This window comes from Lutimaribacter degradans, from assembly GCF_023703375.1.
GTDB classification, from domain to species: domain Bacteria; phylum Pseudomonadota; class Alphaproteobacteria; order Rhodobacterales; family Rhodobacteraceae; genus Lutimaribacter; species Lutimaribacter degradans.
In genome coordinates this window covers 103,363-125,120 of sequence record NZ_JAMQGO010000010.1, presented here as the reverse complement: position 1 = coordinate 125,120, position 21,758 = coordinate 103,363, and the positions used below count along the sequence as shown (strand labels likewise).

Annotated in this window: 21 protein-coding genes; 15 read left to right on the top strand and 6 right to left on the bottom strand. The window is 63.3% G+C overall.

The features are described from left to right. Positions 1–101: 101 nt before the first annotated feature. Both M8744_RS14270 and M8744_RS14265 read left to right on the top strand, forming a co-directional pair. Complete coding sequence (locus M8744_RS14270) at positions 102–1,334, top strand: mandelate racemase/muconate lactonizing enzyme family protein (protein ID WP_251418933.1); 1,233 nt, start codon at positions 102–104, stop codon at positions 1,332–1,334. Positions 1,335–1,426: 92 nt separating this feature from the next. Then, positions 1,427–1,720: an ArsR/SmtB family transcription factor gene (locus tag M8744_RS14265; RefSeq protein ID WP_251418947.1), complete on the top strand. Its 294-nt coding sequence runs from the start codon at positions 1,427–1,429 to the stop codon at positions 1,718–1,720. Positions 1,721–1,891: 171 nt separating this feature from the next. On the opposite strand, the gene M8744_RS14260 is transcribed toward M8744_RS14265, so the two are convergent. From M8744_RS14260 to M8744_RS14250, 3 genes are all read right to left on the bottom strand, one after another. Further along, positions 1,892–2,779, bottom strand: a complete 888-nt coding sequence (locus M8744_RS14260) for a CobW family GTP-binding protein (RefSeq protein WP_251418931.1) — start codon at positions 2,777–2,779, stop codon at positions 1,892–1,894. Beyond that, the gene (locus M8744_RS14255) at positions 2,776–4,362 is read right to left on the bottom strand and encodes an amidohydrolase (RefSeq protein WP_251418929.1); all 1,587 of its coding nucleotides are present in this window, start codon (positions 4,360–4,362) and stop codon (positions 2,776–2,778) included. Before M8744_RS14255 ends, M8744_RS14260 begins: the two co-directional genes overlap by 4 nt. Positions 4,363–4,425: 63 nt before the next feature. After that, positions 4,426–6,054: an amidohydrolase gene (locus M8744_RS14250; RefSeq protein WP_251418927.1), complete on the bottom strand. Its 1,629-nt coding sequence runs from the start codon at positions 6,052–6,054 to the stop codon at positions 4,426–4,428. A 99-nt stretch (positions 6,055–6,153) separates the two neighbouring features. Between M8744_RS14250 and M8744_RS14245 the strand changes: the two genes are divergently transcribed. The 6 genes from M8744_RS14245 (at position 6,154) to M8744_RS14220 (ending at position 12,657) form a co-directional block, all read left to right on the top strand. Then, complete coding sequence (locus tag M8744_RS14245) at positions 6,154–7,077, top strand: LysR family transcriptional regulator (RefSeq protein ID WP_251418925.1); 924 nt, start codon at positions 6,154–6,156, stop codon at positions 7,075–7,077. A 109-nt stretch (positions 7,078–7,186) separates the two neighbouring features. Then, positions 7,187–8,746 (top strand): ABC transporter substrate-binding protein, encoded by a 1,560-nt coding sequence (locus M8744_RS14240; RefSeq protein ID WP_251418923.1) that lies wholly within the window; start codon positions 7,187–7,189, stop codon positions 8,744–8,746. 65 nt (positions 8,747–8,811) lie between these two features. Further along, on the top strand, positions 8,812–9,786 hold the full coding sequence (locus M8744_RS14235) for an ABC transporter permease (protein ID WP_251418921.1): 975 nt from the start codon (positions 8,812–8,814) through the stop codon (positions 9,784–9,786). Then, complete coding sequence (locus tag M8744_RS14230; RefSeq protein WP_256476041.1) at positions 9,786–10,703, top strand: ABC transporter permease; 918 nt, start codon at positions 9,786–9,788, stop codon at positions 10,701–10,703. The genes M8744_RS14235 and M8744_RS14230 overlap by 1 nt, the downstream gene beginning before the upstream one ends. Continuing rightward, positions 10,703–11,674 (top strand): ABC transporter ATP-binding protein, encoded by a 972-nt coding sequence (locus tag M8744_RS14225; RefSeq protein ID WP_251418919.1) that lies wholly within the window; start codon positions 10,703–10,705, stop codon positions 11,672–11,674. Before M8744_RS14230 ends, M8744_RS14225 begins: the two co-directional genes overlap by 1 nt. Beyond that, on the top strand, positions 11,671–12,657 hold the full coding sequence (locus tag M8744_RS14220; protein WP_251418917.1) for an ABC transporter ATP-binding protein: 987 nt from the start codon (positions 11,671–11,673) through the stop codon (positions 12,655–12,657). The genes M8744_RS14225 and M8744_RS14220 overlap by 4 nt, the downstream gene beginning before the upstream one ends. A 394-nt stretch (positions 12,658–13,051) precedes the next feature. On the opposite strand, the gene M8744_RS14215 is transcribed toward M8744_RS14220, so the two are convergent. Further along, complete coding sequence (locus M8744_RS14215) at positions 13,052–13,294, bottom strand: accessory factor UbiK family protein (RefSeq protein ID WP_251418915.1); 243 nt, start codon at positions 13,292–13,294, stop codon at positions 13,052–13,054. 96 nt (positions 13,295–13,390) lie between these two features. Between M8744_RS14215 and lgt the strand changes: the two genes are divergently transcribed. The 5 genes from lgt (at position 13,391) to M8744_RS14190 (ending at position 17,432) form a co-directional block, all read left to right on the top strand. Further along, on the top strand, positions 13,391–14,281 hold the full coding sequence (lgt, locus tag M8744_RS14210; protein ID WP_251418913.1) for a prolipoprotein diacylglyceryl transferase: 891 nt from the start codon (positions 13,391–13,393) through the stop codon (positions 14,279–14,281). Then, positions 14,278–15,339 (top strand): class I SAM-dependent methyltransferase, encoded by a 1,062-nt coding sequence (locus M8744_RS14205; RefSeq protein ID WP_251418911.1) that lies wholly within the window; start codon positions 14,278–14,280, stop codon positions 15,337–15,339. Before lgt ends, M8744_RS14205 begins: the two co-directional genes overlap by 4 nt. After that, positions 15,336–16,091, top strand: coding sequence for a peptidoglycan editing factor PgeF (gene pgeF / locus M8744_RS14200; protein WP_251418909.1), 756 nt, complete (start codon positions 15,336–15,338; stop codon positions 16,089–16,091). The genes M8744_RS14205 and pgeF overlap by 4 nt, the downstream gene beginning before the upstream one ends. A gap of 272 nt (positions 16,092–16,363) precedes the next feature. After that, a complete protein-coding gene (locus M8744_RS14195) occupies positions 16,364–16,516 on the top strand; it encodes a hypothetical protein (protein ID WP_251418907.1) in 153 nt (50 codons plus the stop codon). Positions 16,517–16,682: 166 nt separating this feature from the next. Continuing rightward, entirely contained in the window at positions 16,683–17,432 is a 750-nt protein-coding gene (locus M8744_RS14190; protein ID WP_251418905.1) for a Hint domain-containing protein, read from the top strand. 9 nt (positions 17,433–17,441) lie between these two features. Here the strand turns inward: M8744_RS14190 and M8744_RS14185 are convergent, their stop codons facing one another. Continuing rightward, on the bottom strand, positions 17,442–17,942 hold the full coding sequence (locus tag M8744_RS14185) for an Lrp/AsnC family transcriptional regulator (protein WP_251418904.1): 501 nt from the start codon (positions 17,940–17,942) through the stop codon (positions 17,442–17,444). 201 nt (positions 17,943–18,143) lie between these two features. On the opposite strand from M8744_RS14185, the gene trxB reads away from it, so the two are divergent. Both trxB and M8744_RS14175 read left to right on the top strand, forming a co-directional pair. Further along, positions 18,144–19,133 carry a thioredoxin-disulfide reductase gene (gene trxB / locus M8744_RS14180; RefSeq protein WP_251418902.1) on the top strand — a complete coding sequence of 330 codons (990 nt, stop codon included), beginning with the start codon at positions 18,144–18,146 and terminating at the stop codon, positions 19,131–19,133. 230 nt (positions 19,134–19,363) lie between these two features. Then, positions 19,364–21,442, top strand: a complete 2,079-nt coding sequence (locus M8744_RS14175; RefSeq protein ID WP_251418900.1) for a bifunctional sulfate adenylyltransferase/adenylylsulfate kinase — start codon at positions 19,364–19,366, stop codon at positions 21,440–21,442. A gap of 84 nt (positions 21,443–21,526) precedes the next feature. Here the strand turns inward: M8744_RS14175 and M8744_RS14170 are convergent, their stop codons facing one another. After that, positions 21,527–21,754 (bottom strand): DUF1150 family protein, encoded by a 228-nt coding sequence (locus tag M8744_RS14170; protein WP_251418898.1) that lies wholly within the window; start codon positions 21,752–21,754, stop codon positions 21,527–21,529. Positions 21,755–21,758: the final 4 nt, after the last annotated feature.

Below are 21,758 nucleotides of genomic sequence, written 5' to 3'. Positions count from 1 at the left end.
ATCCCGGGGGGGGTGTGGCGCTTTGCGCGCGGGGGGGAACCGCCCCCCCACCGGTCGGATCGCATCGCGATCCGACACCACGAAACCAAGGAACCGCGCGCATGAAACTGACCGATCTCGATATCATCGTCACATCGCCCCCCGCACCTGGCTGGGGCGGGCGCTACTGGATACTGGTAAAGCTGACCACCGATACCGGCATCACCGGCTGGGGCGAGGTCTATGCCGCCTCGGTCGGGCCCGAGGCCATGACACACGTCATCCGCGACGTGTTTGCTCGCCACGTCGAGGGCGAAAACCCAGAGAATATCGAGCTGATGTTCCGCCGCGCCTATTCCTCGGGCTTCACCCAGCGCCCGGACCTGACGGTTATGGGCGCCTTTTCCGGGCTTGAGATTGCCTGCTGGGACATCCTGGGCAAGGATCGCGACCGGCCCGTTCACGCCCTTCTGGGCGGCCGCATGAACGACCGGGTGCGCGCCTATACCTATCTCTACCCGCTGCCGCAGCATGACCTGACCGATTTCTGGGTATCCCCCGACCTTGCGGCCGAGGCGGCGGCCGATGCCGTGGCGCGCGGCTGGACAGCGGTGAAATTCGACCCCGCGGGCCCCTACACGATGCGCGGCGGGCATATGCCCGCGATGTCCGACATCACCCGGTCGGTCGCGTTCTGCAAGGCGATCCGCGAGGCCGTGGGCGACCGCGCCGACCTGCTTTTCGGTACCCATGGCCAGTTCACACCGGCGGGTGCGATCCGGCTGGGCCAGGCGCTGGAGCCTTACAGCCCGCTCTGGTTCGAAGAGCCGATCCCACCGGACAACCCGTTGGATTTCGCACGCGTGGCCCAGGCCGTGCGCATCCCGATCGCCACCGGCGAACGGCTGACCACCAAGGCCGAGTTCGCGACCCTGTTACGTACCGGCGGGGCAGAAATTCTGCAGCCGGCGCTCGGGCGCGCCGGCGGCATATGGGAGATGAAGAAACTCTCGGGCATGGCCGAGGCCTTCGGCGCGCAGATGGCCCCACATCTTTATGCCGGCCCGGTTGAATGGGCGGCGAACCTGCACCTTGCCACGTCGATTCCCAACCTGCTGATGGCCGAAACCATCGAAACCCCGTTTCACGACAATCTGATCAAGGGGACGATCCGGGCCGAAGAGGGCTTTGTCAGACTGTCCGACGCGCCCGGCCTCGGCATCGAGATCGACGAGGAACTGGCCCGCGCGCACCCCTACACGGGTACGGGACTGCACCTGCAAATGCAGCAAGAGCCTTGCGATTATGCAAATGGGAACCATTTTGAAGGGGGCGCCCCCGCGGGCGAACGGTGATCTCGCAATTCCTGATGGGTCATGCTATGAACGTTCAAAACAAACGGATCGACGACTTGACGACACAGGCTCCTCCTGCCCCGCCTTCGGAAATGGCGCGCAGCGCCGAGGCGGCAGCAGCCTATCTGAAAACGCTGGCGCATGAAGGCCGGCTCATGATCCTGTGCCACCTCGGTTCGGGCGAGAAATCCGTGGGCGAGCTGGAAGAGCTGCTACAGATACGCCAAGCCGCTGTCAGCCAGATGCTGGCCCGCCTGCGCGAAGAGGGTTTGGTCACCACCCGCCGCGAGGGCAAGACCATCTATTACAGCCTGGCCGACCAGAACACCTACGAGGTGATCGGCTTGCTCTATCGGCTGTTTTGCGGCCCGACCGATCAGGATTGAAGGCGAATTCGCCTGCTAGGCGGGTCAACGCGCGGCATTCGGCCTGCCTTGCTGAAACGCTATGACAGAACGTGTGATCGGCGGGCAATTTAATCCGAAAGTTTTTGACGCCTCGGGGCGCCTGCCCTGCGGCTTGCCGCAGCGCACGAAACGGGGCGTCCCGATCCGCAATCAGCCCACGGCGTCCCGCCACCAATCGGCGATATCGCCCTGCGTCACGCGACCGTCCAGGCCAATGGCCACCAACGTGGTGCGGGCAGCAGTCGTGGGCTTGATGTCGACCGTGCGACCCACGACATGCAGCTCGTGTGCGCCCTCGGGGCCCAGCACCTTGCCCTTGATCCGGTAGACACCTTCGGGCGCCGCGGCCACCAATGCCTCCAGCGCGGCGCGGTCCAGCACTTCGGTCCCGTCATGCGCCCAGCCCACGTAGCCCGGATGCGCGCGCCTGGGCGCTTGCGCCGCGCCGGGCGTGATGCCCCCCAAAAGCAGCGGTGCCACCGCATCAACCGTGGCCAGGTCCACCACCGGCGCGGGTGACAGCGCGGCCAGCCGCGCCTCCAGCCCGGCGGGCAGGCCGTCTGTGGCCTTGGACACCAGCAGCATGTCGGCCACCGCCGCCTGCCCCTGCATCTGCGCACCGATCTGCGGATCATCGGCCAGGGCGGGCCAGTTCACCGCATCCACCACGACGGCGATCCCGCCATAGGCCATTTCGGGTTCGGCCCGCGCGGCCATGGCGATTTTGGCCGGGTCGGCGATGCCCGACGCCTCGACCACCAGGTGGTCGGGGCGTGGGCGACGGTCCAGCGCATCGCCCAATGCCATGAACAGATCGTTGCCCATGGTGCAGCACACGCAGCCATTGGTCAGGCTGATCGTGTCACCCTCGGCCTTTTCGATCAGGTCGGCATCGATGTTGATGGCCCCGAAATCGTTAACCATCACCATCACGCGTTGCCCGTGATCCTCGGCCAGCAGACGATTCAGCAGCGTGGTCTTTCCCGCCCCCAAGTAACCGCCGATGACGGTCAGCGGCAGCCTTGGCAGGTCGCTCATGCAAACGTCACCTGCCCGCTCAACACCGTGCCCAGAACCGGCACATCCTTCAGCGCCGCCGGGTCAACCGCCAGCGGATCGTCCCCAAGGATCGCGAGGTCGGCGCGTTTTCCAGGCTCGATGCTGCCGATCTCGGAATCCATCTTCAGGGTATAGGCCGCCCCCATGGTGATCGCATGAAGCGCCTCGGGCACGGTGATCTGCTGCGCCTCTCCCAGTACACGGCCAGACATGGTCTGTCGGTTCACCGCGACCCACGCGGTGAACAGCGGGCCGAGATGGGTGACCGGCGCATCGGAATGGATGGCCATGTGCACGCCGGTATCCAACGCGGTGCGCGCAGCATCCATGCGCAGGGCGCGCTGTTCGCCGATCGTCTGCTCGACATGCTTGTCGCCAAAATACCAGATGTGGTTGGAAAAGATGTTGCAGCACACGTCCAGCTCGACGCAGCGTTCGAACTGGTCGCGCCCCATCAACTGGCAATGTTGCAGCACATGACGCGCGCCCGGCCAGGGATGCGTACATGCCGCGGCCGCCAGCGCGTCGATTGCCACCTCGCTGGCCTCGTCACCATTGACGTGGATATGCATCTGCACACCCGCCTTTTGCATTTCCGCCACCATGCGGTGAATCTCGGCGGGGGCCATGTTCCAGATGCCGTTGGGTTGCCCGCCGACATAGCCGGGCCATTTCACCCGCGCGGTCCACCCCTGGATCGCGCCGTCGGTCATCAGTTTGACTGCCCCCAGCCGCAGTTTGTCGGTCGACCGCTCGCGCATCTCGAGCGCCTGCGCCGCCGATTGCTCGGGATCGGTGCCCGCCACACCCATCACGCTGACCAGCCGGGTGCAGAATGCATCCTCGGACGTGACGGCCAGCAGGGTTTCCACATCGTCGCCCTCCATCTGCGCGTAAAGATCGGTTGTGGTGGTCACGCCCGCACGCATGCAGACCTCGGCATAGGTACGGATCGTTTCGGGCTTTTGCGTCAGGCCACGGAAATCCATGCCGACCCGGCGCATGACGGGGAACATGGCGGCCATTTCCTGCAGCTCGCCGGTGGGGTCGCCCTGCGCGTCCTTGACGACGCCCTCGGCATTGGTGCTGCGATCATAGCCAGCCAGTTCCAGCGCCTTCGTGTTCACGCACATCAGGTGAAAGTTCGAGAACATGATCGCGACGGGGCGTTCGCTGCTGATCTGGTCAAGGTGGCGGCGCGACAAGCGTTCGCCCTCGAAAAAGATCGGGTCCAGACCCCAGCCCAGCAACGGCGCGCCCTCGGGCAGGCTTTTTTCCTGCTCGGACAGGTCGCTAATCACCGTGGCAATGTCAGGCTTGCCCTTGACCCAGTTGCCCTTGGGGTCCATCCGGTCGTGAACCCCCGCATAGGCATAGTTCCACATCGCGCCCGCCATCATGTGGGCGTGGCCTTCGACCAGGCCAGGCATCAACACGTTGTCGGCCAGACTGTCGTCATGGGTGACGTCCCCCCACTGATCGGCACAGGTCGCGTCACCGACGGCCAGGATTCGCCCGTCGCGCACCGCCACGTGGGTCGCCTCGGGGCGATTCGGGTCCATGGTTATGATTTTTCTTGCCCGAAATACGGTAATGGCCGACATGCGTGCCCCTTTCGTCAGTTGTTACAACAGGTTCAGATACCCGCCCGTCATCGTGCCCAGAACCGGCACGTGGTGCAAGGTGGCTGGATCGACCAATGTGGGATCATCGCCAAGAACCGCGAAATCGGCACGCTTTCCGGTCTCGATGCTGCCGACCTCGTCATCCATCTTCAACGTGTGCGCCGCGCCCAGGGTGATGGCGCGCAGAGCCTCTTCCACCGAGATGCACTGCGCCGCGCCCAGGGTGCGGCCCGACATGGTCTGGCGGTTCACTGCGCACCAGGCGGTGAAGAGCGGGCTCATCGGCGTGACCGGGGCATCCGAGTGGATGGCCATGTGCACGCCTGCATCCAGTGCCGCGCGACAGGCATCCATTCGCGCGGCGCGATCCTCGCCAATCGTCAGGGCGGCGTGCTGGTCGCCGAAATACCAGATGTGATTGGCAAACAGATTGACGCAAACCCCCATTTCGGCGGCGCGTGCGAACAGCGCAGGGCCCATCATCTGCGCGTGCTGCAGCACGTGCCGCGCACCGGGCCAGGGGTGCTTGCGTGCCGCCCTCTCCAGCGCGTCTAGCACCAGTTCGCTGGCCTCGTCACCATTGGTGTGGATGTGCATCTGTATGCCCGCGGCCTGCATCAACTCGCATGTTGCGAAAATCTCGTCCGGGGCCATGTTCCAGATACCGTTGGGCTGCCCACCCACGTAGCCCGGCCATTTTACCCGAGCGCTGAAGCCCTGGATCGAGCCATCGGTCATAAGCTTGACCGGCCCAATACGCAGATTGTCATGGTTCAACCGTGCAAGATCGGCGATCTGTGCGCGCACCTCCTCGGGGCTGCTGTGGATGGTCGAGACAGCAGGGACGACGCGCACCGGATAGCCGGGCTCGGCCGTGGTAGCCGACAGGGTCTGCGCGGTTTCATCGGTCAGCAGTGCGAAAAGGTCGGTCGCCGTGGTAACACCCACGCGCTGGCAGATACGACCAAAGGCGCGGACATGATCGGGGCGGTGGCTGCGGGTGCGTGTGTCCATCCCCATGCGCCGCATCACGGGGAACATCGCGGCCATTTCCTGCAACTCGCCATTCGGTTCGCCGTCGGAGCCGCGCATCACGCCCTCGATATTGCTGTGTCGCTCGTAGCCGACAGCCGCAAGCGCGGGCGAATTCACGCACATCAAGTGCCCCGAGGAATAAAGCACCACCACCGGTCGCGTGTCGCTGACCGCATCGAGATGAGAGCGGTTGAGCCGCTCGGCTTCAAGAAAGATCGGGTCGAACCCCCAAGCGATCAGGGGCGCATCGTCGGGCAACGTGGCAAGGTGCGCGCGCAAATCTGCAATCACCGTTTCGATATCGGTCTTGCCGCGCCAAAGCCGCCCGTCAGGGTCGGTCCGGTCGTGATACCCGGCATAGGCCCATTCCCAGAACACCGTTTCGGCCATGTGGCAATGCCCCTCGACAAAGCCGGGCATCAGCACGGTGTCGGCCAGGCTGTCATCATGGCTGACAGCGCCCCACTGGTCGGCACAATCCACGCCGCCCACCGCCAGGATACGCCCTTCGCGCACGGCCACATGGGTGGCCTGCGGCCGGTTCCTGTCCATCGTGATGATATTGCGCGCCTTGAAAACCGTAATGCTGGACAAAATCCTGCCCCCCTTAGTTTTCTTTCAGGGGTAGCGCAGCATTGTAATCGCGCATAATGGATTTACTGTGGATCGAAACAACATTTACTGGATTTACGGATGCGCTTTACCCTCAAACAATTGCGTTATTATGATGCCGCGTTGCGCACCGGCTCGATCGCCAAGGCGGCGATCGAGATGAACATATCGCAAAGCTCGATCACCGCGGCGCTGGACCTGATCGAGGAAACCGTGGGCCAGGAGTTGTTCCGCCGCGTGCCGGCAAAAGGAATCCAGCCCACCGACATGGGGCAAGAGGTGGGCAGCCGCATCGCAGCCTTCCTGAAACAGGCGCGGGTCTTTGAATCCGACCTGATGTCGATGTCGGGGAATCCGACAGGGATGCTGCATGTTGGCTGCTACGCCCCCAGCGCCCCCCACGTGTTGCCCCGCCTGATGAAAATCGTCGCCGAACATCATGCCGCGATTCGCATGGAACTGATCGAAACCGACCTGGGCGCGATGCCCCGCCTGTTGAACGAAGGCAAGATAGACCTGGCGCTGACCTATCGCCGTACATTACCCGATGCCATGCCCTTCTTGCCTCTTTTTCGGGCAAGGCCTTACGCGTTGCTTCGGGAAAACAGCGCGCTTTCGCAACAACCCTACGTTACGCTGAAAGATCTTTCGCAACATCCAATGGTACTTTTGGACCTGCCCTCGGCCATGGGCTACTTCCACCAGATTTTCGCCGATCAGGGTCTTGCGCTCCAGGTGGCACATACGACCAAGTCCTCGTCGGTTCTTCGCGGGTTGGTTGCAGCCGGATTCGGCAATGCCATACTGAACATATGCAGCCCGCTCGACCGGACGGGCGGCGCGGGCTATATCGCACGCCCCATCAAGGGCCAGGTGCAATCACCGCTTTTCGGCGTTGCCTATACGCACGCGGCGCGGCGATCTTCGCTGGTGCAAGCGATGCTGGAAATCTGCGAAAATATTTCAACGCAGGGTATGTTCGACGACCTCGTGCTAAACCCTTAATTCATTAAATACTTTTTTTGAGCCCATTAAACACGCTTTTCTGTGGTTAGGCGCATCGTTAGCCTTTGGTCCAATAAAAACCAGAACCGTCACCACAGGGAGCTTGCCAATGAAACTCATTCCACGTCTGCTGGGGGCCGCGGCATTCGCCGCCAGTGCCATGTCCGCCGCACCAGTGATGGCCGAAGGCGGAACGCTTGTCATCGTCTCGAACCAGACACCACGACACATGAATGGCGGGGTCCAGTCAGGCATCGCCACGGCCGTACCCTCGACACAGATATTCGCCTCGCCGCTGCGGTATGACGAAAACTGGGAACCGCAGCCCTACCTGGCCGAAAGCTGGAGCGTCAGCGATGACGGCATGAGCGTGACGCTGAACCTTGTGCAGGACGCCACCTTTCACGACGGCCAGCCTATCACATCCGAGGATGTGGCCTTTTCGATCATGACCACGAAGGAAAATCACCCCTTCAAGTCCATGTTCGCCCCTGTTGAAAGCATTGACACACCCGACGCGCATACCGCTGTCATCAATCTCAGCCAGCCACACCCCGCGCTGCTGCTGGCGCTGTCGCCCGCGCTGGCCCCGATCATGCCCAAGCACATTTACGGCGACGGTCAGGATGTGAAGTCACACCCGCGCAACACCACCGATGTCGTCGGGTCGGGCCCCTTCATGCTTGAGGAATTTACCCCGGCCGAAGCCACGATCCTGAAGAAGAATCCCGATTTCTTCATCGAAGGCCGGCCCAAGCTGGACGAGATCATCATTCGCATCGTCAAAGACCCGTCTTCGATGCTGATCGCGATGGAAAACGGCGATGCCGACATGTATCCATTCATGGCAGGCAGCCAGGAGATCCGCCGTCTTAAGGAAGCCGATCACCTGGAGGTCACCGATGAGGGGTATGCTGCCGTAGGCCCGTTGAACTGGCTGGCCTTCAACACCGCCAACGAAAAGCTCTCGGACGTGCGCGTGCGCCGGGCCATTGCCTATGCCATCGACCGTGATTTCATCACCAAGGCCCTGCATCGCGGCGTCAGCCAGCCACAGCGGGGGCCCATCATCGAAAGCTCGCCCTATTTCACCGCCGATATCGAAACCTACGATACCGATCTGGAACGCGCCAACGCGCTGATGGCCGAGGCCGGTTACGGCGACGGGATGGAACTGACCATCGACTACATCCCCGGCCCGAAAGAACAGCAGCAATCAATCGCCGAATACATGAAATCGCAGCTGAAAAAGATCGGGATCGACGTGACCGTGCGCGCCGCGCCAGATTTCCCCACCTGGGCAGGCCGCGTCGGCGGGCATGATTTCGAAATGACGATGGACGTGGTGTTCAACTGGGGCGACCCGGTGATCGGCGTGCACCGGACCTATCTTTGCTCGAACATCCGCGAGGGCGTGATCTGGTCGAATACCCAGCAATATTGCAACGAAGAGGTGGACAGCCTGCTGAACGCCGCAGCCGTTGAGCAGGACCAGGAAAAGCGTAAAGCTCTATATGCCGAGTTCCAGCAAATCATCGCGCAGGACGTGCCGATCTATTACATCAACGCGACCCCCTATCACACTGCCTATGACAAGCGGCTGATCAACCCGCCAAAAGGCATCTGGGGCGCGATGCACCCGATGGACATGATCGAATGGTCCGAGTGATCGCTTGAAACCGGGCCGGGCCGCCCTGCGTGGCCCGGCCCCCCGCGCACCGGGGCTGATCCATCATGAATTCATCATACCTTCTGCGCCGCATCGGCTACGGCCTTGTGCTCATGCTATGCGTGGTGATCCTGAACTTTCTGTTGATCCGATTGGCACCCGGCGACCCGGCGATGGTGATCGCCGGCGAAATGGGCGGCGCGACCGAGGAAATGCTGGAAAGCATCCGCGAGGAATATGGCCTGAACAAACCCGTCCTGACGCAACTGGCCATCTATGTCGGCAACGTGGCGCGGGGTGATCTTGGCCAAAGCTTTTTCTTCGACCAGCCCGTGGCCAGCCTGATCGCACAACGCGTCGGGCCGACCATTCTTCTGGTGATCGTGGCGCAGGTGCTGTCGATCGTCATCGGCGTGGTTCTGGGCGTGCTGGCGGCACGCAAGCCCAATGGGTTGATGTCGGGTTTCGTCTCGGTGTTTGCCACCATCGGCTACGCGGTCCCGGTATTCTGGACCGGCATCATGCTGATCATCCTTTTTGCCAGCATCTTGCCGATCTTTCCTGTCGAGGGCATGCAATCGGTGCGCCTGCGTGATGCCGGCCCGCTGGCCAAGGCCCTGGATATCGCCCATCATCTGGTTCTGCCCGCCTTTACGCTGGCCATCATCTATCTTGCGCAATACGCGCGCCTGTCGCGCGCCTCCATGCTCGAGGTTCTGGGGTCCGATTATATACGCACCGCGCGCGCCAAGGGGGCCTCGCAACGCTCGGTCCTGTTCAAGCACGCGCTGCGCAACGCCGCCCTGCCCATCCTGACGGTGGCGGGGTTGCAATTCGGCAACCTGATTTCGGGCGCGCTTTTGGTGGAAACCGTATTCAACTGGCCCGGCATGGGGCGGCTTGCCTTCGATTCCATCCTGCGCCGCGATTACCCCACCATCATGGGCGTGCTGTTTTTCGCCTCCGCCATGGTGGTCGTCGCCAACCTTCTCACCGATCTCAGCTACCGGCTGGCCGATCCGCGCCTGAGAGGCAAATGATGAAAGACCCGACCACCGTTCCCGCATCCGAAGGCGCCGAGCCGCAGGATGACCTGATAACTCGCTACAAGGCCCAAAGCCCCGCAAGCGAGGCGTGGCGCATGTTCCGTCGCAACATCCCCGCGCTTGCGGGCACGGTGATGCTGGCGATCATCGTTCTGGCCACGCTTTACGGCACGTTCCTGTACAACGGCGACCCGTTCGATATTGTCTGGGCGCCACATGAGCCGCCCGGCGCGACAGCCGATTTCCCGCTGGGCACCGACTACCTTGGCCGCGACCTGCTGGCCGGCATCCTGACAGGGGGCGGCCCGACGCTGGCCGTGGGCGCGGCGGCAGCGGCGATCACCATGCTGATCGGCATCACGCTGGGTGCGCTATCGGGCTTTTACGGCGGCTGGGTCGACAACCTTCTGATGCGCTTTACCGAGTTCTTCCAGGTCCTGCCCGCACTGTTGTTCGCTATGGTGCTGGTCACGCTTTTCTCGCCCTCGCTCTGGACGATCGCAATTGCCATCGGCGTGGTCAGCTGGCCGCAAACCGCCCGCCTGACTCGCGCCGAGTTCCTGAAAATCAAGGAACTGGAATACGTCACCGCCGCCCGCGCCATCGGCGCGCGCAACAAGCGCATCATCTGGACGGTGATCCTGCCCAACGCGATGCCACCGCTGATCGTATCGGCGACGCTGACCATCGGGGTGGCGATCCTGTTCGAGGCCGGGTTAAGCTTCCTGGGTCTGGGCGACCCCAACGTGATGAGCTGGGGCCTGATGATCGGCGCCAATCGCGATTACATCCTCGATGCCTGGTGGCCCGTCACCTTCCCGGGGCTTGCCATCTTCTTCACCGTCTTTTCGGTCAGCCTTATCGGCGATGGCCTCAACGACGCGTTCAATCCGAAACTGAGGGAACGCTGATGGCACTCCTGGAAATCGAGAACCTCAATGTCACCTTCAACACTCGCCACGGGAAGGTGACCGCGCTCGACAGCGTGTCGATGCACGTGAATGCGGGGGAAACCCTGGGCGTGGTGGGCGAATCCGGCTGTGGCAAGTCGATCACCGCGCTTTCCGTCATGGGGCTGATCCCGATGCCGCCGGGGCGCATCGCGGGCGGCGAAATCCGGCTGAACGGTGAAAACCTGGTCACGGCATCCGACGCGCGCATGCGCCAATTGCGCGGCGCCGAAGTGGCGATGATCTTCCAGGAACCGATGACCAGCCTGAACCCCGTCTTTACCGTCGGCGACCAGATCGCCGAAGCGATCATGCTCCACCAGAATGTGAGTGCCGACCGCGCGTTCAAGGATGCAGTCGCCCTGCTCGACCGCGTCGGCATCCCCAGCCCCGACAGCCGCGCCCGCAATTATCCGCACCAGCTTTCAGGCGGGATGCGCCAGCGCGTGATGATCGCCATGGCCGTGAGCTGCCGCCCCAAGGTGCTGATTGCCGATGAACCCACGACCGCGCTCGACGTTACCGTCCAGGCCCAGATCTTCGACCTTCTCAATGAGATCCAGCGTGATTTCGGCGCCGCGATCATCATGATCACGCATGACATGGGCGCGATCAGCGAAATGGCCGACCGGGTGGCAGTCATGTATGCCGGGCGTGTGATCGAAGAGGCCCGCGCCGATGACGTGCTGGACACGCCGCAACATCCCTACGCGCGCGGGCTGATCTCTTGCATCCCCGCGCTGGGCAAGGACGATACCGAACTGCGCGAAATCCCGGGGGTCGTGCCGCCGCTGCATATGCTGGGCGCGGGCTGCGCCTTTGCCGACCGCTGCGATTACGCCCAAGAGCGCTGCCGCCGCGAAAAACCCGCGCTTGTGAACCACGGCCACCACCCGGCCGCCTGCCACGCTGTCGAGGAGGGCCGGATATGACCGCTTTGCTCGATGTGCAGGATCTCACCGTCCGCTTTGCCATGCCCAGGCCTTCGTTTTTCGCGCCCCGGCCCTATCTCGAGGCCGTGCGCCAGGTCTCGTTCCGGCTAGAGGCCGGGCACGCGCTGGGAATCGTCGGCGAAAGCGGCTCGGGCAAGACCACCACCGCAATGGCCGCTATCCGCCTGGTCGAGGCGGCCAGCGGCAAGGTCGTGTTCGACGGGCAGGACCTGCTGCAACTGTCGGACGAAGACATGCGCCAGCGACGCCGCGACGTGCAATTGATCTTCCAGGATCCTTACAGCTCGCTCAACCCGCGCGCCCGCGTGGCCGATATCGTGCGCGAGCCGATGGACCTGATGGAGATCGGCACAGCCGACGAACGGCACGACCGCGTGGAAGAGCTGTTCAAGCTCGTGGGCCTGCGGCCCGATCAGCTGTCACTGTTTCCCCACCAGTTCTCGGGCGGACAGCGGCAGCGCATTTCCATCGCCCGCGCCCTTACCACCAATCCGCGCCTTCTGGTCTGCGACGAGCCGGTATCCGCGCTTGACGTGGCGATCCAGGCCCAGATCCTCAATCTTTTGGCCCGCCTCAAGACCGAGCTCAACCTGAGCTATCTCTTCATCAGCCACGACCTTGGCGTGGTGCGCCATGTCTGCGACGACGTGGCCGTGATGTACCTTGGCAAGATCGTTGAGATGGGCAGTCGCGACGCGCTGTTCGACAACCCTCAGCACCCCTACACCCAAGCGCTTCTGGCCGCCGCGCCCAGCCTGGCGCGACGCAAATCGCGTGGCTACGTGCGTCCCCTCAAGATATCGGGCGATCCGCCCAGCCCGCTCAATCCACCCAAGGGCTGCGCCTTCGCCGATCGTTGCCCCCGTGTGCAGGATGTCTGCCGCCAGGTGCAACCGGAGCTGGAAACCGTGTCCAGCCACCAGGCCGCCTGCCATTTTCCCGGCCCGGTCAATCACGCGTGATCGCACCGGCGCGGGGCATCGCCGCGCCGGCCCGTCGGTGTGTCACCCCGATCGCGCCCGTGGTCCGGACCATGGGACTTTCTTGCCCGACAAAGCAGATCTGCGGGTCTCGATCGCTGCATGCAGATAAACACCATGCCTGTCGCCCTATCAGGCCCCGCACCGGCAAGGCAGACCCGCCACTATTCCTCTTGCCAAAAATACCCTGGGGGTGAGGCCGCAAGGCCGAGGGGGCAACGCCCCCTTGCCACGCGTGGCCCGCAGGGCCGCGCAAAACCTGCGCGGGGCCGCCGGCCCCGCACCTTTCACACGCCGAGAAGGTCACACCACGGCGCCTTCCCAACACCAGCCCGCGGTCACGCGCCAAAGCGGCGCAGCCAAGACCGCCGCGTTGTCAGGACTTACCTTCCAGCGCATCGAGGCGCGCCTTGAGCGCCTCGTTCTCCTCGCGTGCTTTCTGCGCCATGGCGCGCACGGCGTCGAATTCCTCGCGCGTCACGAAATCGCGATCGGCCAGCCAACGATCCATCATGCTTTTCATCGCGGTCTCGGCCTCGGATCGCGCGCCCTGGGCCACGCCCATGGCGTTGGTCATCAACTGCGACAGGTCGTCAAAAATCTTGTTGCGGGTCTGCATTGCGCTCTCCACCGTTGCGTTGATGTTCTATATGGGCCACGAGGGGCGCGGCCACAAGGTTGACGTACCCCGCAGACCAGAGGCAGGACGACGCATATGCAAGCCGCGATTCCCTTTCCCGACATCTCGCCCGAGATTTTCACCATCACGCTGTTCGGCGTTGAATTCGCGCTGCGCTGGTACGCGCTGGCCTATATCGTCGGCATCCTCGTGGCGTGGCGCATCGCGCTGCACGCGCTGGCACGCCCCGGTTTGTGGCGCGACGACATCCCGCCGATGACCAAGGCCCAGGTCGAAGACCTGCTGACCTGGATCATCGTCGGCATCGTTCTGGGCGGGCGCCTGGGCTTTGTGCTGTTCTATCAACCGGCCTACTACCTTCAGAACCCTGCCGAGATTGTCATGATCTGGCAAGGCGGCATGGCCTTTCACGGCGGGTTCCTGGGCGTCGTGGTGGCCGGCTGGCTTTATACACGGGCGCAAGGCATCCCGCGGCTGGCGGCGGGCGACGCCATCGCGCTTGGCGTGCCGGTGGGGCTGATGCTGGGGCGCATCGCAAATTTCATCAATGGCGAGCTGTGGGGCCGGCCGACCGAGGCCTCATGGGGCGTCATCTTCCCGCATCCGCTGGCGCAGGATTGCCCGAATGTTGCAGGGCTTTGCGCCCGCCATCCCTCGCAACTTTACGAGGCGGCCCTAGAAGGCGTGGTGCTGTTGGGCGCGATGCTGTGGCTGGCCTACCAACGCGGGGCGCTCAAGGTGCCGGGGCAGATCACCGGTGTCTTTATCGCGGGCTACGGGCTGGCGCGATTCGTGGTTGAATATTTCCGGCAGGCCGACGCCCAGTTCATCACGCCCGACAATCCGCTGGGTCTCGTCATCGGATCGGGCCAGTTGGGGCTGACGATGGGGCAGATTTTGTCACTGCCGATGGTGGTGGTGGGTGTGGGTCTCATCCTTTACGCACGTGCCCGGGTGCGTGTATGACCTTGCGCGACCGCCTGCTGGAGCGGATCGCTGCAAGCGGCCCGATCAGCCTGGCCGATTACATGGCCGAGGCGCTACTACACCCCACGCTGGGCTATTACACAACGCGTGACCCGCTGGGCGCGGAGGGTGATTTCATCACCGCCCCCGAGATATCCCAGATGTTCGGCGAGATGCTGGGCCTGGCCCTGGCGCAAGCCTGGCTGGACCAAGGCGCGCCCGCGCCAATCACCCTGGCCGAACTCGGCCCGGGCCGGGGCACGCTTATGGCCGACGCGCTGCGCGCCACGCGGGGCGTGCCGGGCTTTCACGCCGCCGCACGGCTGAACTTGGTCGAAGTCTCGCCAACGTTTCGCGCCGCGCAGCAGCGCGCGCTGAAGGGCTTCGAGGTCACGCATCTCGATACCGCTGACGCCCTGCCCGACGCACCGCTCTTCGTGATCGCGAACGAGTTTTTCGACGCCCTGCCGATCCGCCAATTCCAACGCGGCGCGACCGGATGGGCCGAGCGACAGGTGGGGGCCCGCGATGGCGCGCTTTTCTTGGGCCTCGGTGCCGAGGCCGACCAGCCCGCGCTGGCGCATAGGTTGGACGACACCCGCCCGGGTGACGTCGTCGAACACTGCGCGGCCGCCCCGCCGGTAATGGCCGCCATCGGCGCGCGTATCGCTGCGCGGGGTGGCGCCGCGCTGATCTTGGACTACGGCGATTGGCGCAGCCTGGGTGATACATTCCAGGCGTTGCAAGGGCACGATCCGGTCGACCCGCTGGCCTGCCCGGGGCAGGCCGACCTGACCGCGCATGTCGATTTCGAGGCGCTGGCCCGCGCCGCCGGGCCCGCCGCGCATACGCGGCTGACCACCCAGGGCGTATTCCTAGAGCGGCTGGGCATCACGCAGCGCGCTCAGGCGCTGGCCCGCACGCTGACCGGACCGGCTCTTGATGCGCATGTCGCGGCACATCGGCGCTTGACGCACCCGGATGAAATGGGTTCGCTGTTCAAGGTGCTTGGGGTCTATCCAGGAACCGCCCCGCCACCAACGGGATTAGAGCCATGACGCTGGACATCATCACCTCGGACGCATTGCGTGGCACGCAGCACGGGTTTTTCGCCCGTGGCGGCGGCGCGTCCTCGGGCGTGTTCGCTGGGTTGAACTGCGGGCAAGGCAGTTCGGACCAGGCGGAAATCGTTGCAATCAACCGCGCCCGCGTGGCGGCCGCGGTAAATGTACCCTCCGAACGGCTGGTGACCGTGAACCAGGTGCATTCGGCCCGTGCCCTTGCACTCGACAGCCCGCCTGACCCGCGCCCCGCGGCCGATGGCATGGCCACCGCCACGCCGGGCCTGGCCCTGGGGGTGCTGACGGCCGATTGCCAGCCGGTGTTGTTCGCCGACCCCGACAACGGCGTGATCGGCGCGGCACATGCCGGCTGGCGCGGCGCGCTGGATGGCGTGCTTGAGGCGACGATCGACGCAATGGAAAGCCTGGGCGCGGCGCGTGATACCATCACGGCGGTGATCGGCCCGACGATCAGCCAACGCGCCTACGAGGTTGGCCCCGAACTTTTGGATGAGTTCATGACCGATGATCCGGACAACCACCGCTTTTTCGCCAATGGCGATGGTGACCGATACCTGTTCAACCTGCCCGCGTTCGGGTTGCACCGCCTGCGAGAGGCCGGGGTCGGCCACGCAGAATGGACCCGTCACTGCACTTATTCCGACCCCGGCAGGTTCTTTTCCTATCGTCGCGCCACGCATACCGGCGCGGCCGATTATGGCCGCCTGATCTCGGTGATCCGGCTGTAATCCGCACGCAAACAGGGCACACCCTGCCACGAAACCGCCCGGTTTCGTGGAAAGGGCTGGCGAATTCCCCGCAGATGGGCAGGGTAAAACGGTAATTTTTCCCCTTGTTTCAGGGATATGGCTTAGCACATCCCATCCGCCATGATTGAAATCCATGAGGCCAAACTTGTCTCGGGATTTTCCGCTTGTGGCCAAAACAATGCCCCAAATGCCGGTCATATTGTTTCTCGACACCGCAATAGGCCCATCAAGGGCCGGCCAGGAGACCGAGCATGACAAAGACAACCCGCTGGATCAAAAGCGTGACAGAAACGGCGAAAGCATCTGATCTGCCCGCGATGCCGTGGCAGCGCGGTGCCCGCCGCGCCGAGATGATCGCACGCCGCAATGCCCGTGACACCGCGCAGCAGCGGCGCCACGCTTGATGCGCGGGTTGCCATGGACAGCCGCACGGTTGATCGGCCTTGCCCGACAGTTTTCCGGACTTTCTGACAGGCTGCACCGCGCCGGTGCACCAAGCGTCATCAATTTTTTCCGCGTCGTGTCAGGTGGGGGCCTGCGACGCGCCCTTGGTCAAGGTAACAAGTGACGATGGAACGCGCCCGCCCGAAACCCACCATGTCACAGATGGCGGATTTTCACCAGGTCAGACAGGAGGCCCCGCGCCGCCGGGTCGATATCGCGTGGCTGCGCCGCAACGGCGATATCGCCCTGGCCACGCAGGCGATACCGGCGGTGCCCATCTTCGAAGATTGCTTTGCCGCCTTTGCGCATGGCACGCTGATCCAGACACAACTTGGGCCAGTCGCGATTGAGGATATCCTGCCGGGCGACCAGGTGTTGACGCTTGACCACGGCACCCAGCCCGTCTTGTGGCGGGGCAGCCTGACATGCGTGCCCAGCAACCAAGACCGCTGCCGCAGTCTGACCCGCGTCACCGCCGACGGCTTCGGTATCGGGCGGCCGGCGCGCGATCTTTTGATCGGCCCTGGCGGCCGTATTCTACGGCAGGCCCCACGGGGGCTGGCGGGCGCCGGGTGCGCGCAGGCGCTGGTGTCCGTCTCGTCCTTGCAGGATGGCGCTTCCGTGATTGCCGTTTCGCCGCCCGGGCCGGCGCAACTTTACCACCTTTGCCTGCCTGTGCATGCCGTGCTGCGCGCCGGCGGGTTGGATATGGAAAGCTGTCACCCCGGCATCAGCCTGCGCAGCACGCTGCCCGATAGCCGCGCGTTGGCGCAATTCCTGGCGCTGTTCCCGTATATCGACCAACCGGGCGATTTCGGCCCGCTGTCCTATCCGCGCTTGCCGGGCAAGGCCCTGCAAGACGCGCCAGTGGCCTGAACGCCCGCGTCAGGCGCTGCGGGCCAGCCGCTGTTCAAGCACGTCAAAGGGCACGCCAGGTTCATCCTTGGCACCACGAATGACAAGCGATGTCTTGACGCTTGCAACATTCTCGGCCGCTGTCAGTTGCTCTGTCAGGAAACTTTGGAAAGTGCTCAGGTCGGGGGCCACGCATTTCAGGATGAAATCGACCTCGCCGTTCAGCATGTGACATTCACGCACAAGCGGCCAGTCGCGGCAGCGTTGCTCGAACGCCGACAGATCGGCCTCGGCCTGGCTTTGCAGACCGACCATCGCGAAGACCTGCACCTCGAATCCCAGTTCGCGCGCATCGACCTTGGCGTGATATCCGCGGATGTAACCGGCCTCTTCCAGGGTGCGCACGCGACGCAGGCAAGGCGGGGCGGAAATGCCGACGCGCTTGGCCAGTTCCACATTCGTCATGCGCCCATCGGCCTGCAATTCGGCCAGGATTTTCCTATCGATCGGATCGAGTCGCGAACCTGCCATCTGTGTCCTCCTGAAGCGGCAGTTTCTTATAACAGCGCCTGTGCTGCACGCAATAAAGTTTCGCAAACACGCAATATCGTTTCGCTTTTGCTGCTGAATTCGCAGGCAAAGGCCCCGTAGGCCTCTCGGCCCTTTCCCCGCAGGCGCGTCCCGCTTATATCGCCGTAAATGGATATGATGCGCAACAAAGGGGGCACAACCATGGCCGACACGCGCCACACGAAGGTTCTGATCATCGGCTCGGGGCCCGCGGGCTATACCGCCGGGGTTTACGCAAGCCGCGCCATGCTGGAGCCGATCCTGGTACAGGGGATCGAACCGGGGGGCCAGCTCACCACCACAACCGATGTCGAGAACTGGCCCGGCGACACCGAGGTTCAGGGCTCCGACCTGATGGTGCGGATGGAGGCCCATGCCAAGGCAATGGGCTGCGAGATCATCGGCGATATCATCGCCTCGCTTGACCTGTCGCAGCGGCCTTTCGTGGCCAAGGGCGACAGCGGCACCACTTACGTGGCAGACGCGGTGATACTGGCCACGGGCGCGCGGGCCAAGTGGCTGGGGCTGGACAGCGAAGAGGCCTACAAGGGTTTTGGCGTCTCGGCCTGCGCCACATGCGATGGCTTTTTCTATCGCGGGCAGGAAATCGTTGTCATCGGTGGCGGCAACACCGCCGTGGAAGAGGCTCTTTTCCTGACGAATTTCGCAAGCAAGGTCACGCTGATCCATCGCCGGGACGAGTTGCGCGCCGAAAAGATCCTGCAGGACCGACTGTTCAAGAACCCCAAGATTGAAACGCTGTGGCATCACCAACTGGAAGAAGTGGTGGGCGAGGACAATCCAAAGGGCGTTACCGCCGTGAAGGTCAAGAACGTGAATTCGGGCGAAATCTCCGAAATTCCCTGCAAGGGCGTTTTCATCGCCATCGGCCACGCGCCCGCCAACGAACTGGTCAAGGACGTGCTGGAAACCCACATGGGCGGCTATGTGAAAACAAAGCCCGACAGCACCGAAACCTCGATACCCGGTGTGTTTGCCGCAGGCGACCTGACCGATCACAAGTATCGCCAGGCCGTCACCAGCGCCGGAATGGGCTGCATGGCTGCGCTCGAGGCCGAACGTTGGCTGGCCGAGCATGGCGATGCGGCAGAACCCGACCCACAGGCCGCCAACGAGCCTGAAAGCGCCTGACGCGACGTGTCATGCAAGGTGGAAAAGCCCGGCGTGGCGCGCCGGGCTTTTTCGTTGCGCAGCCGGAACCAACGCCCTGCCCGACCGAGCCGCCAGCCACGCGGCACGGCATTGCCCCGCCCATTAGCGACTTTTCGGCAACAAATCACGCAAGCCGGATTTGCAGGGTTTTCCGCAAGCGCGAAATATGTGATTCGTTCATCGCTGAACATACTTTTCGAGTCCCCGCGATGCCTATTCCCGACAACAAGCCCAACCTGCCTGACGAGGACGACATGTTTCGTCTTCTGCGGCAGCTTGACCGGGCACCGGAGGCATCCCAACGGGAGATGGCAAAAGCGATCGGCATTTCGCTGGGCCGGCTCAACGCCTATTTGCGCAACGCGACCGAGACCGGGTTGGTCAAGGTCACGCAGCGCAAGGGGCCAGACCGGCGCCAACGCTTTGCCTATGCGCTGACTTCGCGCGGCGCCGCCGAGAAAAACCGGCTGACCGACAGCTTTCTTGCGCGCAAATTTGCCGAGTATGACGCACTCCACGCCGAATTGACCGGCACGACCAGTGGCCTTGTTCCCATCAAGCATAGGACGGAACTCATGCAGAATAACCTTGCTCCCATCCCCGAGCTTTACGTGTCTTACGAGAGCGCCCAGAAACTCAAGGTCGAGGCTGCCGAGCTTACCTCGCACGATCTGACGCCGCGCCAGATCTGCGACCTCGAACTGTTGATGAACGGTGGGTTCTACCCGCTGAAGGGCTTCCTGAGCGAAGACGATTACAACGGCGTCGTCGAGAACATGCGCACCGCCGACGGTCACCTGTGGCCGATGCCGATCACGCTGGATGTGACCGAAGATTTTGCCGACAGCATTGAATTGGGCCAAGACATCGCGCTGCGCGACCAGGAAGGCGTGATCCTTGCCACCATGACGGTCACCGACCGCTGGACCCCGAACAAATCGCGCGAGGCCGAGAAGGTCTTCGGTGCCGATGACCTTGCCCACCCGGCGGTGAACTACCTGCACAACCACGCCGGCACCGTTTACCTTGGTGGCCCGATCACCGGCATCCAGCAGCCCGTGCATTACGATTTCCGCGGTCGTCGCGACACACCCAACGAATTGCGCGCCTATTTCCGCAAATTGGGCTGGCGCAAGGTCGTAGCGTTCCAGACACGCAACCCACTGCACCGCGCGCACCAGGAGCTAACCTTCCGGGCCGCGAAAGAGGCACAGGCCAACCTGCTGATCCACCCGGTCGTGGGCCTTACCAAGCCGGGCGATGTTGACCACTTCACCCGCGTGCGCTGCTACGAAGCGGTGCTGGACAAGTATCCGCAGGCCACAACCACGATGAGCCTGTTGAACCTGGCCATGCGCATGGCCGGCCCGCGCGAGGCCGTGTGGCACGGCCTGATCCGTCGCAACCATGGCTGCACGCACTTCATCGTCGGTCGCGACCATGCCGGCCCGGGCAAGAACAGCCAGGGCGAAGATTTCTATGGCCCTTATGACGCGCAAGAAATGTTCCGCGAGCACCAGGAAGAGATCGGCATCACAATGGTCGATTTCAAACACATGGTCTACGTTCAGGAACGCGCGCAGTATGAACCCAATGACGAGATCGAGGATCGCGACAATGTCACGATCCTGAACATCTCGGGCACCGAACTGCGCCGCCGCCTGCGCGAGGGGCTGGAAATTCCCGAATGGTTCTCGTTCCCCGAGGTCGTCAAGGAACTGCGCCGCACCTCGCCGCCGCGGTCGAAACAGGGCTTTACGGTATTCTTCACCGGCCTGTCGGGCAGCGGAAAATCGACGATTGCCAATGCCCTTATGGTCAAGCTGATGGAAATGGGCGGCCGCCCCGTGACGCTGCTGGATGGCGACGTGGTGCGCAAGCACCTGTCAAGCGAGCTGGGTTTCTCGAAAGAGCACCGCGACCTCAACATCAAGCGTATCGGCTATGTCGCCAGCGAGATCACCAAGAACGGCGGTATCGCCATCTGTGCCCCGATCGCGCCCTATACCGCGACCCGGCGCACTGTGCGCGAGATGGTCGAGCAATACGGCGCCTTCGTCGAAGTCCACGTTGCCACCAGCCTGGAAGAATGCGAACGCCGCGACCGCAAGGGGCTCTACAAGCTGGCACGCGAGGGCAAGATCAAGGAGTTCACCGGCATCTCGGACCCCTATGAAGAACCCAAGGATCCCGAGCTGCGCGTCGAGACCGAGAACCTCGATGTCGACAACTGTGCGCATCAGGTCATCCTGACGCTCGAGTCGATGGGCCTGATCGCCGGAGTCTAAGGCAAAAAGCCTGTCCCCATAACGCAAACAGCCCCGTCAATTCCGGGGCTGTTTCGTTTTTCAAATCGCATACCGCAGCGCGTATCAGTGTACGGTGACCGGCGATAAATCATTCTGGCGCGCCAGAACGAAGGCCATGTTGCGATCCGCAACAAGCGCCAATTGCTGGCCGTTCTCATCATGCACGGCATAAAGCGTCTTTGTGTCGCCCACCTGGTCCTGCACCTCTTTGGGCAGGTCCGCCACCTCGACGGACCGCACGTAGACAATGCGTTGATCGCCGATTGCGCCAAAGTCGTATTTCACATCCATTTCG

Bases quoted from the DNA above. Each gene is read 5' to 3' on its own strand.
- M8744_RS14270 (WP_251418933.1), top strand. From the start codon at position 102: ATGAAACTGACCGATCTCGATATCATCGTCACATCGCCCCCCGCACCT.
- M8744_RS14265 (WP_251418947.1), top strand. From the start codon at position 1,427: ATGGCGCGCAGCGCCGAGGCGGCAGCAGCCTATCTGAAAACGCTGGCG.
- M8744_RS14260 (WP_251418931.1), bottom strand. From the start codon at position 2,779: ATGAGCGACCTGCCAAGGCTGCCGCTGACCGTCATCGGCGGTTACTTG.
- M8744_RS14255 (WP_251418929.1), bottom strand. From the start codon at position 4,362: ATGGACCCGAATCGCCCCGAGGCGACCCACGTGGCGGTGCGCGACGGG.
- M8744_RS14245 (WP_251418925.1), top strand. From the start codon at position 6,154: ATGCGCTTTACCCTCAAACAATTGCGTTATTATGATGCCGCGTTGCGC.
- M8744_RS14240 (WP_251418923.1), top strand. From the start codon at position 7,187: ATGAAACTCATTCCACGTCTGCTGGGGGCCGCGGCATTCGCCGCCAGT.
- M8744_RS14235 (WP_251418921.1), top strand. From the start codon at position 8,812: ATGAATTCATCATACCTTCTGCGCCGCATCGGCTACGGCCTTGTGCTC.
- M8744_RS14230 (WP_256476041.1), top strand. From the start codon at position 9,786: ATGAAAGACCCGACCACCGTTCCCGCATCCGAAGGCGCCGAGCCGCAG.
- M8744_RS14225 (WP_251418919.1), top strand. From the start codon at position 10,703: ATGGCACTCCTGGAAATCGAGAACCTCAATGTCACCTTCAACACTCGC.
- M8744_RS14220 (WP_251418917.1), top strand. From the start codon at position 11,671: ATGACCGCTTTGCTCGATGTGCAGGATCTCACCGTCCGCTTTGCCATG.
- M8744_RS14215 (WP_251418915.1), bottom strand. From the start codon at position 13,294: ATGCAGACCCGCAACAAGATTTTTGACGACCTGTCGCAGTTGATGACC.
- lgt (WP_251418913.1), top strand. From the start codon at position 13,391: ATGCAAGCCGCGATTCCCTTTCCCGACATCTCGCCCGAGATTTTCACC.
- M8744_RS14205 (WP_251418911.1), top strand. From the start codon at position 14,278: ATGACCTTGCGCGACCGCCTGCTGGAGCGGATCGCTGCAAGCGGCCCG.
- pgeF (WP_251418909.1), top strand. From the start codon at position 15,336: ATGACGCTGGACATCATCACCTCGGACGCATTGCGTGGCACGCAGCAC.
- M8744_RS14195 (WP_251418907.1), top strand. From the start codon at position 16,364: ATGACAAAGACAACCCGCTGGATCAAAAGCGTGACAGAAACGGCGAAA.
- M8744_RS14190 (WP_251418905.1), top strand. From the start codon at position 16,683: ATGGAACGCGCCCGCCCGAAACCCACCATGTCACAGATGGCGGATTTT.
- M8744_RS14185 (WP_251418904.1), bottom strand. From the start codon at position 17,942: ATGGCAGGTTCGCGACTCGATCCGATCGATAGGAAAATCCTGGCCGAA.
- trxB (WP_251418902.1), top strand. From the start codon at position 18,144: ATGGCCGACACGCGCCACACGAAGGTTCTGATCATCGGCTCGGGGCCC.
- M8744_RS14175 (WP_251418900.1), top strand. From the start codon at position 19,364: ATGCCTATTCCCGACAACAAGCCCAACCTGCCTGACGAGGACGACATG.
- M8744_RS14170 (WP_251418898.1), bottom strand. From the start codon at position 21,754: ATGGATGTGAAATACGACTTTGGCGCAATCGGCGATCAACGCATTGTC.